The sequence below is a fragment of the Streptomyces sp. NPDC048461 genome, assembly GCF_055587105.1.
Genome location: NZ_JBVJGW010000008.1, coordinates 195,822 through 209,466 on the forward strand (window position 1 = coordinate 195,822; position 13,645 = coordinate 209,466).

Genomic DNA, 13,645 nt, shown 5'->3' on the forward strand with positions numbered 1-13,645 from the left:
CCCGGTCCACCGCCCGTGGGGCGGACGACGCAGGCGCCGGGCCGGGCCGGGGACACACATCGCCCCGGCCGCGGGGCTCCCTGTCGCCGAACTCCCTCCCGTAGAGGCAGGGGGGGGTGGGTCCAGTGGGCGTCGGTGTCCGCTCTTCGGACCGGGGTGGCCGGCGCGTACGCGTCCTTGCCATGATCGCCCGATGACCGATGACCAGCGCATACACCCCTCGAAGGTGGCCGACGACCGTGCGTCGCTCATCTCGTTCCTCGACTACCAGAGGGCAACCCTGGCCGTGAAGTGCGCGGATCTGACCGGCGAGCAGCTGAAGCGGAAGGTACTCCCGACCTCGGGGCTCACGCTCCTGGGCCTGGTGCGTCACGCGGCCTCGGTCGAGCGGAGCTGGTTCCGCTTCATCGTGAACGCCGAGGACGTCAAGGCGCCCTGGCCCGGCGAGGCCGAAGGCACGTTCGCCGAGTTCCACGTCGAGGACGCCGATGTCGGCGAGGCCTTCCGGGTCTGGCGCGAGGAGTGCGCCCGTGCCCGTGCCGTCGCCGCGTCCTTCAGCTCCCTCGACGACACCGTCAGCTTCCGGGGCGAACCCATCTCGCTGCGTTACGTCCTCACCCACATGATCGAGGAGTACGCGCGCCACAACGGCCACGCCGACCTGCTGCGCGAAGCGATCGACGGAGCGGTGGGCGAGTAGTCGGCCGAGCGCACCTGGGAACGGCCTACCCCGGTTCTGCCGGTGCGGTTCGCACGTGCCGGGCGGCCTCCTCGGCCGTGTAGGAGGAGGCGAAGGTGAACGCGCGCGGCGACGGCCCGTGCGCCCTCAGGTCCGCCAGCCGCTCCAAGGCCTCACCGACGGTCGGAGTGTGACCGGCGGGGACCCACCACAGCGCCAGGTGCGCCTCGACGTGCCGTTCGAACCAGTCACGACGGCGTCGCATGACCTCCAGGTGCCCGCTGCGGTAGGCGAAGTCCCACAGTGACTCCTGGCTCTCCCACACCGACAGGTTGACGATGACGTCCTCGCCGGCCGGACGCAGACCGGTGGCGTCCGGCGCCCCCTCCTCCACCAGCCGCCACACGAAGCCGGGCGCACCGTCGGCCGCGGCGTTGACGGGGTCGAGCATGGCGACGAACGGGGCGATGCGCGGATCGTCGATGGGGTGGCGGAGGACGGCGACGTTGAGCTGGGCCAGGTGCATGGCGTGCGGGGGCGCGGTCATGGCCTCATCCCAGCACGGCACCCTTTTCTATGTCAACGATCATTGTCTTTAGAATCTTCCACCACCACACAGCACTCTCCCGGCCGGGGATCCAGTCGTGCGCGCACCGGCCCGCCCTCGCCGAGCAGACCTTCCAGCAGCGCGAGGTTCATGCCGCACACCAGGGGCGGGAAGCGTTCGGCGACCGCGTGGAAAGGGCAGTTGCGCATCCGGACGACGCGGGCGGCCGCTCCCGCTCCCCGATCGGCACCCCCGCCGTCGGCCGCTCCGCCGGCATCCGGCCCCGCGTCCGCGGCTTCGCAGTACGGCTCGTAGCCGCGGGCGGCCAGCACCTCCACCGCCTCGGCAAGATCGCCGCAGGGGGCGCCCGCACCGCGCAGCGCCTCGCCCCGCCGACGCGCGGCCGCGCACAGCCCGGCATCCAGGCCGGCCTCCTCGGCCGCCTCGGCGAGGAGTTCGGCGGCGGTGCGGTAGTCGCGGGCGGGCAGCGACACCGCATGCTCGGTGCGGGCCCGCGTGTACACCTTGGCGGGACGGCCCGCCCCCGGCCCCGACCGGCCCGTCAGCCTGCGGCTGCCGCTCTCCAGCAGCCCGGCGTCGGTGAGCCGGTCGAGGTGGTGCGCCGCGAGCGTGCGCGCCACCCCGGCCGCCTCCGCGGCCTCGTTGCGGCCGACCTCGCGGCCTTGCGCCACCACGTACTCGTACAGGCGGCGCCGCACAGGATCCTGCAGCGCCGCGATCGCATCGATGTCCTCCACTCCGCCAGTCTATGAACAATCGCGATCGGCAATAGAAGTGAGACCGCCCCCCGAGCCTCTCCCCCGGCGCTCCCCTCAGAGCGATGGGCACGGTCCGCCATCCACCCGGACGGTGAGCGCCCGAGGCAGGTCAGCGCAGTCCGGCAAAGAGATCGGTCTCGGGCACGGCCGCGCCGGTGGCGTCCTTGACGCGTACGAAAGTCTCCGTGCCCATCAGCTCGCCGAACCTCTCCTTGCCCATCTTGAGGAAGAAGATGTTCTCGCCCTGACTGGCGTGCGCGGCCAGCGCATCGAACTTCTGGCCGCTGAACGCGGTGGTGTCCACCCACGTGGTGATCTCGTCGTCGGGGAGGCCGATCTCCGCCATCGCTGCGGCCTCGGCGGGATCCGGCTCCGGCATGTCCTCGTGGAACTCGCGCATGATCTCACCGAACCGCCGCATCCCCGAGTGGGGCATCGTCGTCCAGTACACCTTCGGCGTGAGCGCGGTCATCTCCAGCGCTGCCATCGTGATGCGATGGGCCTGGATGTGGTCGGGATGGCCGTAGAACCCGTTCTCGTCGTACGTGACGACCACATCGGGCTGGTAATGCCGCATGAGTTCGGCAAGTCGGGCAGCGCCTTCCTCTACGGGGGTCTGCCAGAAGGATCCGGGAAGGTCGTTGCTCGGCCAGCCCATCATCCCGGAGTCGGCATAGTCCAGCACCTCCAGGTCGCCGACCTTCAGGACGTCACAACTCGCCTCCAGCTCCTGTCGGCGCATCACGACCACGGCCGCCGGATCGTGTCCGGGATCGCCGGGCTTGACACCCCCCGGTCCGTCACCGCAACGGCCGTCGGTACACGTCACCAGAACCGTGCGGATGCCTTCCGCCGCATACCGCGCGAGGACACCTCCGGTGCTGGTGGCCTCATCGTCGGGGTGCGCGTGTACAGCCATGAGCGTCAAGGGGCGGTCAGTCATGGAGTCCTCCTACGGACATTCGGGTTGGTTCAGGTACGGCAGGTTCACCGCGACCGCGGGGCCGGATCCCGGTGAAACGGACGGCCTTGTGGCCTTCGTGTCCGTTGCCCGTGCGGCGCCGGCCCCGCGTTCGATGCAACCGTGTCGCCAGGGCCTGCTGTTCCCGCACGGCTGCCGGGTTTTCCAGACGGGCCGCGTCACCCCGTGCACGCCGTGCCCGGGAGCCGTCAGCCGCTGGACGTCCCCGGACCCACTGTCTAGGATCGCGATCACGGCATCGCGTGTCGGTCACCGACCGGGTGAGACATGGAGGCGCCGGGACGTGCCTTTCGGAGGCATCCACCCATGGCAGTAGAGCTGAACCACACGATCGTCCATTCCCGTGACAACCGGGAGTCCGCCGAGTTCCTGGCCCGCGTACTCGGCCTCAAGGTCGGGACCGGATGGGGTCCCTTCATCCCCCTCGACCTCGCCAACGGCGTCGTTCTCGACTTCGCGACCATCCCGGCCGGGTCCATCACCCCGCAGCACTACGCGTTCCTCCTGTCCGAGGAGGAGTTCACCGCGTCGTTCGAGCAGATCAAGGCGGCCGGAGTTCCGTACTTCGCCGACCCGCACGGCAAGCACCCCGGCGAGATCAACCACCACGACGGCGGCCGCGGCGTGTACTTCACGGATCCCGCCGGGCACGGCATGGAGATCATCACCCGCCCGTACGGGTACCAGGAGGACGCGGCCTCCTAGCTCGGCTCCCGGACAGCACCGTGGGGGCGGGGGGCGGGGGGGGGGGGGCCCCCCGCGGGGGGGGGGGCGGGCGGAGCGGCGGGGGGCGGGGGCGGCGGGCGCCCCCCCCCCCCCCCCACGGCGTACGGCACGGGGCGCTCACGTGACGGGACGTGAACTGATGGCAGGGGCGGCAGGATTCGAACCTGCGACCTTCGGTTTTGGAGACCGGCGCTCTGACCAGCTGAGCTACACCCCTTCGGTGAAACCAACCATGACACGACGGGGTCTGAAGATCCACTGATTTCTGCGGTCAACCGGGTGGAATTTCGGCGGCGACGTGCGCACCGGCCGCCTTGAGCCAGTCGATCAGCTCGGCGTTCTCGCTGCTCAGAGCGATGCCGAGCGGTGTCAGCCCGTCGTGGCCGATCCAGTTGACGTCCGCTCCTTGAGACAACAGGTATCGCGCCGTGGACAGTTGGCCGCCGTGGCACGCCGCCCAGAAGCCGCTCGTCACCTCTTCCGGGCCGCTTCCCGACGCGAGGAGGCGGGCGACCCGGTCGAGGAGGCCGAGGGCCGCCGCCTCCTGCAGGCCGGTGCGGGCGCCGTGGTCCAGGAGCCTGCGGGCGGCGCGCCACTGGCCGAAGCCGCAGGCGTCGGTGAGCGGGGTACCGCCGCCGAGGACCGCTCCCGGGGCCTCGACATCGGCGCCGGCCGCGATGAGGGCGTCGACGGCTCCGACGTCGTCGTTGCTGGCGGCCCAGTGGAGCGGAGTCTCGGCGTGTGCCCCGACGAACCGGGCCCCCGGGTCGGCGCCCGCGGCCACCAGGGTACGGATGACCTCGGCGGTCCGCGGGTGGTGCCCGGGCCAGTCGGTCGCGATGTGCAGGAGGCTGCGCTCGCCGGCCGCCTCGCCGCGCCGGACGATGCGGGCGCTCGCGAGCGCGGGGTGGTCCTCCAGGAGGCTCCGCAGTGCGGGCAGGTCGCCGTCGCGGATGGCGGCCGTGACCGAGACGGCGAGCGGGTCGCCGGCTTCCAGCGTCTGGGGCTGCATGGGGCGTCCTCCCGTAGGCTGCCGACCAGCCTACGAGCCCTCGGGGCCCAGCGCGGCCGACGCCCCGGCCCGGCCGGGCGGAGGGGCTGCAGGAGGGGCGGCAGGAGGGGCCGTACAAGGACCCGCGCGCCGGGTCGCCGCCCCCGCCTCGGTGGCCTGCGGGCTCCCGGCCGGGACACCCGCACCGCACCGATTTCAGGCCACCCCCTTGACCGCTCTGGTCCAGACCAATAGTTTCCGGCATGCACCGCGCACGCGCTCACGCCCCACTCCCCGCATCCGCAAAGGAAGCCCATGCGCCGCAGCATGCTCGGCAAACTGGCCGTCGCCGCCTGCTCCCTCTCCCTGCTGACCGCCTTCGCACCCTCCGCCGGTGCGCACGGCGACGCGGGGAAGGGGCACGACCGCTCGTACAAGAAGGTCGGCTACTTCACCCAATGGGGCGTCTACGGACGGGACTTCCAGGTCCAGGACCTCGACGCGAACGGCTCCGCCGGCAAGCTCACCCACATCAACTACGCCTTCGGCAACGTCAGCGCCGACGGCAAGTGCTTCACCGGCAACGTTCCCGGTGAGGCCGACGCCTGGGCCGACTACGCCCGGCCCCTCGACGCCGCCAACTCCGTGGACGGCGTGGCGGACACCTGGGACCAGCCGCTCGCCGGCAACTTCAACCAGTTGCGCGAGCTGAAGGCCAAGCACCCGGGCCTCAAGGCCCTCATCTCGCTGGGTGGTTGGAGCTGGTCCACGCACTTCTCGGACGCCGCGCTGACGCCCGCCTCCCGCAAGGCCCTCGTGACCTCCTGCATCGACCTCTACATCAAGGGGAACCTGCCGCAGGACGGCGCCCGCGGCGGCGTCGGCGCCGCGGCCGGCGTGTTCGACGGGATCGACCTCGACTGGGAGTGGCCCGGTTCGGCCGGTGACGCGGACACCAAGTTCCGGCCGGAGGACAAGGCCAACTTCACCGCGCTCGTCAAGGAGTTCCGCACCCAGCTCGACGCGCTGGCCAAGAGCCAGAAGCGGAAGACGAAGTACGAGCTGACGGCCTACGTGCCGACGGCGACGGCCAAGATCGACGCGGGCTTCGACGTCCGCCGGATCATGCGCGACTTCGACTTCGTGAACCTCCAGGGCTACGACTTCCACGTCTCCGGCGAGGCGACCACGGCCCAGCAGTCCGCGCTCCGCGCCCGGAACGACTTCAGCGTCGACGGCACGGTGGAGGCCTGGAAGCGGCGCGGCGCGCCCGCCCACAAGCTCGTGGTGGGCATGCCGTTCTACGGGCAGGGCTGGACCGGTGTCAGCGGCGGCGGGGACGGCATGGGCCAGCCGGCCACCGGCCCGGCGCCGGCCACCTGGGCCGCCGGGTACGAGGACTACAAGGAGCTGAAGAAGCTCGCGTCCTCCGGGTCCTACCAGGTTCACCGCGACCGTCGCGGCGGCCACGCCTGGCTGTTCGACGGCACCACGCTGTGGACGTACGACGACCCGCAGGTGCTGCGCACGAAGACCGCCTACGTACGCGAAGAGGGCCTGGGCGGCGCGATGTTCTGGTCGCTCGACGCGGACACCGCCGACGGCGAGCTGATCACCGCCGTGGACCGCGGCCTGCGCGGCCGCTGACCGGCGCCCCTTCGGGGGCCCTGCAGACCGGCGCCGCCGGGCCGCGGACACCGATCCGGCCCGGCGGCGTCACACCACGTATCACCCCGCACGGCCGCACGGCCCGTACGACCCCGCGCACGCCGGGGCCGTGCGGGCCGTCGGCCGTGCCGGGCCGGGGGCACCCGGTACGGTCGCCCGATGAGCACAGAAACGATCACCGTGTCCTCCGCGGGAACCTGGCAGCTCGGTGACCTCACCGTCAACCGGATCGGCTTCGGCGCGATGCGCCTCACGCACCTCGCCGACGGCTCCCCCTCGGACCGCGCGCGCGTGACCGGGGTCCTGCGGCGCGCCGTCGAGCTCGGCGTGAACCACATCGACACCGCCGCGTTCTACTTCTCCGCGCTGCGCTCCGCGAACGAGCTGATCAACCGGGCGCTCGCCCCGTACGCCGACGACCTCGTCATCACCACGAAGGTCGGACCGGGCCGCGACGCGTCCGGCACGTGGTGGTGGGCCGAGCCCGGGCAGCTGCGCGGGCAGGTGGAGGAGAACCTGCGCCAGCTGGGCCGTGACCACCTGGACGTGGTGAACCTGCGCATCGCGCGCCGTGAGACGACCGGGTCCATCGCCGAACACTTCGGCGCGCTCGCCGAGCTCCGGACGGCCGGGCTCGTCCGCCACCTCGGCCTGTCCAACGCCCGGCCCGACCACCTCGCCGAGGCCCGGGCCATCGCGCCGGTGGTGTGCGTGCAGAACCCGTACGGGATCGGTTCCCCGGCCGAGGACCACGCGTTCCTCGACGCGTGCGGGGAACAGGGCATCGCCTTCGTCCCCTTCTTCGCCATCGCCGGGGCGGGCCGGGAGGCGGGGGTGATCGCGGACGACGGCGAGCGGGTGCGCGCCGTGGCCCGGGCCCACGGCGTCTCGGCGGCGCAGCTGCGCCTCGCGTGGACGCTGGGCCGCGGACGGCACGTCCTCGCCATTCCGGGAACCGGCAACCCGGACCACCTGGAGGAGAACCTCGCGGCGGGGGCCGTCAGGCTCTCGCCCGAGGAGATCGCGCTCCTGAGCCCGGCGGAGCCGACGGCGTAACGGACCCCGCGGCCCCCGCCCCGGCCCGCCCCGGCCGGCCCGCCCCGCCCCCGCTACCGGACCGCCCCGTCGGCGAGACCCCCTCCGTGGGCCGCGGCGAGCGCCGCCGTCTGCGCGAACGCCGGGACGCACCCGGTGCCCCCGCGCCCGGACACCGAGAGGGAGGCCGCGGCCATGCCGTACGCCACCGCGTCCGCGAGGTGGTCGCCGAGGGCGATCCGGGCGGTGGCGGTACCGGTGAAGCAGTCCCCCGCGCCGGTCGCGTCGACGGGGGCGGGGTTGACGGGTACGGGGTGGTGGGCGACCCGTCCGCCGTCGTCGAACAGCAGCGGGCCCGCGCCGGCGGTGACGGCCACCGTACGGGCGCCGAGCGCGCGACAGCGGGCGGCGGCCGTCCGCGGGTCGGCCGTGTCCAGGAGCGCGAGCGCGTCGGCGGGGCAGGACGTCTTGAGCAGCCCGGTGAGCGGGGCGATCCGGGCGAGCAGTTCCCGGGCCTCGGTCCGGCCGGTCAGCCGGGAGCGGAAGTTGGGATCGTACGAGAGGTGCCCCCCGGCCCCGTGCACGGTCCGGGCGGCGGCCAGCACCGCGTCCCGGCTCCCGCGCGAGAGCGCGCCGGTGATCCCGCTGGTGATGAGCGCCTTCGAGCCGGTCAGCAGCGTCCGCCAGGAGTCGACGTGGTCGGGCGAGAGGGTGGAACCGGCGCTGTGGGTGCGCCAGTAGACGAACTCGCGGTCGCCCTCGGTGTCGGCGCCGAGCAGGTAGGCGCCGTTGGGGCGCGGGGCGCGGCGCACGTGGGAGACGTCGATGCCGAGCTCGGTGGCGCGGCGCAGCAGCGGGATGCTGAGTTCGTCGTCTCCGACGACGGCGAGCAGGGCGGTCCGGGCCCCTGCCGCCGCTGCGGCGGCCGCCGCGTTGAGGGCGTCGCCGGAGTAGGAGAGGCGGGCCGGGGTGCCGTCGGCAGCGGCGCGCAGGGCGGCGTCAGCGTGGATCTCGACGAGGACTTCGCCGAGCACGAGCACGTCGTACCCGGTCACGCCCGCCCCTCCCGGACACGGTCGCCCACACCGCCGACACGTCCCGCCATATCGATGCCTCCCGCGACATCGACGCCGCCCGCGTCGACGGTGCCGGCCCCGGCCCCCGAGCAGTCCGAGCAGCAGGGACCCGCCAGCGCGGCAAAGACGGCGGCCAGTTCACCGGGGTCCTCCGGCAGCCCGCTCCCGATGCCGACCGCACCGGCGCCGGCCGCGAGCCAGGTGCGCACCTCCTCGGGCCGGATCCCGCCGGTGGGGATGATCAGGGCCTCGGGGAGGACGGCCTTGAGGGAGCGGATGAACTGCGGGCCGCCCACGTGGGCCGGGAACACCTTCGCCGCGCCGGCGGACCGGACGGCCCCGGCGATCTCCCCCGGAGTGAAGCCGCCCTCGATGAACACCGCGGAGCGGCGGTCGGCGACCGCCCGGACCTCGGGGGCCGGGTACGGGGAGATCAGGAACGCCGCCCCCGCGTCCAGGGCGGCCTCGGCCAGGACGGCGGTGGAGACGGTGCCGACGCCGACCAGGGCGGGACGGCCGTGGGCGTCCGCGAGCGGGACCGTGCGGCGGACGGCGTCGGCCCAACCGGGTGTGGAGGTGGTCAGCTCGACCGCGCGGCAGCCTGCGGCGAGCAGGGCCGAGGCCGTCCGGACGGCCGCGTCGGCATCGGGGCTGCGCAGCACCGGCAGCAGCCGCTGGGCGGCTATCACCGCGTACGGGTGGCAGGACAAGGAACCCTCCCGTTCGTTCCACGTAATGGAACGAGGTATCGTGTACTGGAACCAGTTGGTCTAGACCCTACACAGGACGGGAGTTCCCGTGTCACCGAACGACCCGATCGACCGACCCCCGGACCGGCCCACGGACCGACCGGCGGACCGACCGGCGGACGGTGCGCGCGGCGGACGGACCTCCTCCGCCGGTTCGGCGCTGGAGAAGTCGCTCCGCATCCTGGAAGCGGTCGCGGCGCCCGGCGGCCCGCACCGGCTGGCCGAGGTGACGGCGGCGGCGGCCGTGCCCAAGTCGAGCACCTTCCGGATCCTGGCCTCGCTCGTCGAGCAGGGCTTCGTACGCCAGGACTCCGAGAGCCGGTACGGGGCGGGTCCGCGCTTGCGCGGCCTGTCCGCGCTGGTCACCGGCGGGGAACCGGCGAGCATCGGACGCATCCTCGGCGAGCTCCAGCAGACCACCGGCCAGACCGTGCACCTCGCGCTGCACAGCGGCGAGACCATCACCTACATCCAGAAACTGGAGAGCGACCAGCCCTTCCGCACGGCGTCCCGCGTCGGCATGCGCATGCCGCTGCACACGACCGCCATCGGCAAGAGCATCCTGGCGCACCTGCCCGAAGCGGAGGTCCGGGAGCTGATCGCCGCCGCCGGTCTGCCGGCGCGGACTGTGCGCACGCTGACCACCGCCCGGGAGCTGAGCGCGCAACTGGCCGGGGTACGCGCCCGGGGCTTCGCCCTGGACGACGAGGAGAACGAACCCACCATCCGCTGCATCGGCGCGGCCGTCCTGCGGCCTGACGGCCGCCCGGTCGGCGGGGTCAGCGTCACCACCGTCACCTTCCTGGTTTCGCGCGAGGAGATCGAGGCGTACGCCCCTGCCCTGCGCACCGCTACGGAGGCCCTGGCTCCGCTGCTGTGAGCCCGGCGCGGAGCGCGCGTGCGAGCCACAGGTGGCGGTGGCCCGGCTCCAGGAACTCCGCGCCCTCCTCCAGCACCCGGAACAGCAGCGCGGAGGCTTCCCGCCGCTGCCCGGCGGCGATCAGCGCCCGCGCCCACTCCAGCCGGGAGTGCACGACGTGCGGGTGGTCCGGGGCGAGGACGCGCGCGCGGTCGGCGGTGAGGGCCGCCCAGGCCCGCACGGCCTCGGCGGTGCGCCCGGTACGGGCCGCCAGCGCCGCCTGACCGGCGCGGACGGCCAGGGTGTGCGGATCGTCGGGGCCGAGCCGCCCCTCCGTGTCCGCGAGCAGCGCGGCCCACTCCCGGACGGCCTCGGCGCGCTCCGCCGGGCGGTACCAGATCAGGCCGCGCCGTACGGCCAGCACCCGGGGGTGGTCCGCCCCCAGGACGGGCACCGCGTCGGCCAGCAGGGACGCCAACTGCCCCGCAGCCGAGCGGGTGTCGCCCGACTCGCCGGTGAAGAAGGCCAGTTGGTGGCGGGCGGCCAGGGTGTCCGGATGCCCCGCGCCGAGCACGGCCCGGGCGTCGGCGACCAGCAGCCCGAACCGCGCGGCGGCGGCGCGCGGATGCCCGGCCTCCCCCGTGAAGAAGGCCAGTTGGTGACGGGCGGCCAGGGTGTCGGGGTGGCGGGGGCCGAGCCGCAGTTCGCTCCGCCGGGTGAGCGCGGCCAGGTCGGCGGCGGCCCGGCGCGGCCGGCCCGCGTCGCCGAGCGCGAGCGCGAGGGGCAGTTCCGCCTCGGCCACCCCGCCCCGCCGGGCCGCGGTCAGCGCCCGTACCGCGCGGGCGGGGCGCCCTTCCTGACGGGCGACGAGGCCCAGGTCGTACGCGTCGCCGGGCCCGGCGCGATCCAGCAGCCCCTGCCACAGGTGCTCGGGGACCGGCCCGAGCCCCGGCGCGTCCAGCAGACGGCGGTCGGCCGCGTACCCGAGCCGGTCGTTCCCGGTCAGCAGACCCGGCGCGGCCTCGCCCGGCACCGTCCCGCACGCCCATGCCAGAGCCTGCGCGAACGCCCCCTCCGAACCCCGCTCGGCCGGCGCAGCGGCGCCCCGGCTCGCCTCCGCCCCGGCACGGCCGCCGGGGGCCCCGCCCGGAATGCCGCCGGAACGGTCGCCGAACGCCTCCCCGGACCCCCGGCCCGGCCCCGTCCGGGATCCCCCGCCGGGGGTCGGCCCCGAACCCCTCCCGCGCGCCTCCAGCGGAGCCGCCCCGAACGGCCCGCCCGGAGGCCGCCGCCCGGAGCCCGCGCCGGCCTCCTCGCCGGTCCCCCCGTCCGGCGCGGGCCCGGGCAGGTAGGCCGGGTACAGCGCCCGCAGCCAGGCGCGGGCCACCGGGCGGCGCAGCCCTGCCCGTCGGCAGTCCACGGCCGCGGCCACCACCGCGCCGCCGCCCGACGGGGCCCCGGGCGGCAGGCCGGCGGTCCACCGGGCCACCGACCGCGCGCCGTCCGCCGGGACGCCGGCGGGACCACGGCCCTCCCCCGCGTCCGGGGCGGCCCCGATCCGCGGGTCCTCCCGGCGGGCGGCCGCCCCGTCCGGCTCCCGCGGCGTCGAGGTCCGGGCGAGGGGGACGACGACCGCCCGGCCGAGCAGGTCGTACTCGGCCCGCCAGGCGCCTCGGTCGCAGCCGGTGAGCCGGCTCGCCTCGCGCGCCCGGTGGCGCCGGTACTCCGCGGCCCGCAGCGTGGCCACCACCACCGCCCCGCGCAGCCCGTCCAGGTGGGCGGCCGTGAGGCCTCCGAAGCCGAGGTGGTCGTCCAGGCCGTCCAGCCACAGCACCGCGCGCCGCCGCCGCGCGGCGATCCGTACCGCCTCGGGCAGGGCGGCAGGGGAGAGCGGCCGGACGAACGCGTACCGGGGATGCACGGCCCGCACCACCTCGTGCGCGAGCCGGGTCGCGCCGGCGAGGCCCTCGCCCACCACCAGCACGAACCGGGGGCCGGGCTCGGCGAGGGCGGCCCGCAGCAGGCTCGCGGCGTCGCGCGGCACGCAAGCGGGCGGTCCGCCCGGCCCCTCGGCCCGGTGTACCCCGGCCCCCTCGGGCGGCACCTCCCGGAGCAGCGGAATCCGCCCGCCCGGCGTCCGCCACACGTCCTCGGCCGCGACCGGGCGGGGCCCGGGCCGCGCGGAGGCGTTCCCGCGCGGCGGTGCGGTCGGCCGCGGCGAGAACAGCTCCGGCAAGAACCGCGTGGTCGAGAACGATGCCGACATGCCGCCCCCCACATGCGCCGTGTCGTCCTATGGTTCCCCGTAAGTCCGTTCGACTACCCCAACGAACCTGCGGGGAGCCGCAGTTCCCCGGATCGGGAGCAGCCGCGCACCACGCGAGGGGGCACCCCGCGGCCGGCACCGCCGCGCACCCCCGCGGCCGGCTCAGCGGCCGGCCGCCCCCGCACCGTCCGGCGCCGGCTCTGCCCCCGCCCCGTCCCGCGCCGGACCCGCCGGGTCCGTCGGATCCGCCGGCTCCGGGCGGCCGGTCCGCAGGACCAGGAGCACGCCCGCCGCGACCACGGCGGCCAGCGCCGCCGCCGCCCCGAGCGTGAGCGCGTCCGGCGAGGTCAGCGCCTGGCCGCGCAGGGCCTGCCAGGCGGTGAGGGCCACCAGGGCCGCGTACCCGGCCCCCGCGACGAGCACGAGGCGGGTGCGCACCGCCTCGCCGAGGGCCCATCCGTAGCGGGCGGCCGCGAAGGCGAGCGCGAGTGCAAGCAGGGGCAGCAGCTGGAGCGCGTGCATGCCCACGAAGTGGGCGATCCTGAGGTCTCCCCCGGTGGCTGACCATCCGGTGACCGGCAGGTGCGGGCCCCCGTCCGGCACGCCGACGCTGTGCGCGCCGATCGTGTCGGTGATCTGCCCCGCGAGCTGCGCGTCGGTCGGCGTGGTCATCAGGAAGCCGAGCGCCAGCCCGACGAGTCCGATCACCGAGCCGAGACGGATCCCCCAGGTGGCCGCCCGGTCCGCGCGCGGCCCGCGCCAGAGCACCAGCGCCATGACCAGCGTTCCCAGCCACAACACGACCACTGTCGTTCCCATCACGCTGAACAGCGCTTCGTCGAGGGGCGTTTCGCTGTTGAAGTGACTGCGCCGCCCGCGGATCACCTGGCCTACGATCACGGCCATCTCGATGACGGCCGCCGCCACGATCACCACCCCGGTCCACCATCCGGTCCGCCGGCCGCGGGAGAGCAGCGCGTACATCCAGGCCAGGGTGAGCGCGTACACGGCGAAGGAGACGGAGAACTTGAACGGCTTGTGCCAGATCGGGGAGCCGACCAGCCGCCGGTCGTCCACGATCAGCCCCACCCCCGACGCCAGGGCGAGCAGGGCCATGGCCGCCGCGAGGACGAGCAGCGGCCGGTGCCAGCCCGTGAAACGATTCCGCATTCTGTTACCCCCCATAGTGGATATCGGCACTATCCAATGTCCGATAGCTTCACTGTCCGTTCCCGGTCGCCTCCACGCAAGCCCCGGGACCGCACGAAAGAGAGAATTCACGTTGCGC

At 74.5% G+C, this 13,645-nt stretch carries 13 protein-coding genes and 1 tRNA gene; 5 read left to right on the forward strand and 9 right to left on the reverse strand.

Annotation, left to right across the window (positions count from 1 at the left end; all coding sequences use genetic code 11):
* The first annotated feature begins 193 nt into the window (after positions 1 to 193).
* Positions 194 to 700: a DinB family protein gene (locus ACZ6S8_RS16640; protein ID WP_469456316.1), complete on the forward strand. Its 507-nt coding sequence runs from the start codon at positions 194 to 196 to the stop codon at positions 698 to 700.
* 25 nt (positions 701 to 725) lie between these two features.
* On the opposite strand, the gene ACZ6S8_RS16645 is transcribed toward ACZ6S8_RS16640, so the two are convergent.
* The 3 genes from ACZ6S8_RS16645 to ACZ6S8_RS16655 form a co-directional block, all read right to left on the reverse strand.
* Positions 726 to 1,226 carry a DUF3291 domain-containing protein gene (locus ACZ6S8_RS16645; RefSeq protein ID WP_469456317.1) on the reverse strand — a complete coding sequence of 167 codons (501 nt, stop codon included), beginning with the start codon at positions 1,224 to 1,226 and terminating at the stop codon, positions 726 to 728.
* A 32-nt stretch (positions 1,227 to 1,258) separates the two neighbouring features.
* On the reverse strand, positions 1,259 to 1,984 hold the full coding sequence (locus tag ACZ6S8_RS16650; protein ID WP_469456319.1) for a helix-turn-helix transcriptional regulator: 726 nt from the start codon (positions 1,982 to 1,984) through the stop codon (positions 1,259 to 1,261).
* A gap of 130 nt (positions 1,985 to 2,114) precedes the next feature.
* Positions 2,115 to 2,948: a PIG-L family deacetylase gene (locus ACZ6S8_RS16655; protein WP_469456321.1), complete on the reverse strand. Its 834-nt coding sequence runs from the start codon at positions 2,946 to 2,948 to the stop codon at positions 2,115 to 2,117.
* 345 nt (positions 2,949 to 3,293) lie between these two features.
* Here ACZ6S8_RS16655 and ACZ6S8_RS16660 point away from each other — a divergent pair, with 345 nt between their 5' ends.
* Entirely contained in the window at positions 3,294 to 3,692 is a 399-nt protein-coding gene (locus tag ACZ6S8_RS16660; protein WP_469456323.1) for a VOC family protein, read from the forward strand.
* A gap of 161 nt (positions 3,693 to 3,853) precedes the next feature.
* On the opposite strand, the gene ACZ6S8_RS16665 is transcribed toward ACZ6S8_RS16660, so the two are convergent.
* Positions 3,854 to 3,930: transfer RNA gene (locus ACZ6S8_RS16665), tRNA-Trp, on the reverse strand.
* Between the two features lie 54 nt (positions 3,931 to 3,984).
* Positions 3,985 to 4,725, reverse strand: a complete 741-nt coding sequence (locus ACZ6S8_RS16670; protein ID WP_469456325.1) for an ankyrin repeat domain-containing protein — start codon at positions 4,723 to 4,725, stop codon at positions 3,985 to 3,987.
* 294 nt (positions 4,726 to 5,019) lie between these two features.
* Between ACZ6S8_RS16670 and ACZ6S8_RS16675 the strand changes: the two genes are divergently transcribed.
* Entirely contained in the window at positions 5,020 to 6,351 is a 1,332-nt protein-coding gene (locus ACZ6S8_RS16675) for a glycoside hydrolase family 18 protein (RefSeq protein ID WP_469456327.1), read from the forward strand.
* A 180-nt stretch (positions 6,352 to 6,531) separates the two neighbouring features.
* On the forward strand, positions 6,532 to 7,428 hold the full coding sequence (locus ACZ6S8_RS16680; protein WP_469456329.1) for an aldo/keto reductase: 897 nt from the start codon (positions 6,532 to 6,534) through the stop codon (positions 7,426 to 7,428).
* 53 nt (positions 7,429 to 7,481) lie between these two features.
* On the opposite strand, the gene ACZ6S8_RS16685 is transcribed toward ACZ6S8_RS16680, so the two are convergent.
* A complete protein-coding gene (locus ACZ6S8_RS16685; protein WP_469456331.1) occupies positions 7,482 to 8,462 on the reverse strand; it encodes a sugar kinase in 981 nt (326 codons plus the stop codon).
* Positions 8,459 to 9,193, reverse strand: a complete 735-nt coding sequence (locus tag ACZ6S8_RS16690) for a bifunctional 4-hydroxy-2-oxoglutarate aldolase/2-dehydro-3-deoxy-phosphogluconate aldolase (RefSeq protein ID WP_469456333.1) — start codon at positions 9,191 to 9,193, stop codon at positions 8,459 to 8,461. The genes ACZ6S8_RS16685 and ACZ6S8_RS16690 overlap by 4 nt, the downstream gene beginning before the upstream one ends.
* A gap of 88 nt (positions 9,194 to 9,281) precedes the next feature.
* Here ACZ6S8_RS16690 and ACZ6S8_RS16695 point away from each other — a divergent pair, with 88 nt between their 5' ends.
* Positions 9,282 to 10,112: an IclR family transcriptional regulator gene (locus ACZ6S8_RS16695; protein WP_469456335.1), complete on the forward strand. Its 831-nt coding sequence runs from the start codon at positions 9,282 to 9,284 to the stop codon at positions 10,110 to 10,112.
* Here the strand turns inward: ACZ6S8_RS16695 and ACZ6S8_RS16700 are convergent.
* Together ACZ6S8_RS16700 and ACZ6S8_RS16705 are read right to left on the reverse strand one after the other, a co-directional pair.
* Positions 10,084 to 12,357, reverse strand: a complete 2,274-nt coding sequence (locus ACZ6S8_RS16700) for a hypothetical protein (RefSeq protein WP_469456337.1) — start codon at positions 12,355 to 12,357, stop codon at positions 10,084 to 10,086. The two genes, ACZ6S8_RS16695 and ACZ6S8_RS16700, sit on opposite strands and share 29 nt — an antisense overlap.
* Positions 12,358 to 12,519: 162 nt before the next feature.
* A complete protein-coding gene (locus tag ACZ6S8_RS16705) occupies positions 12,520 to 13,527 on the reverse strand; it encodes a hypothetical protein (protein WP_469456338.1) in 1,008 nt (335 codons plus the stop codon).
* Positions 13,528 to 13,645 lie beyond the last annotated feature (118 nt).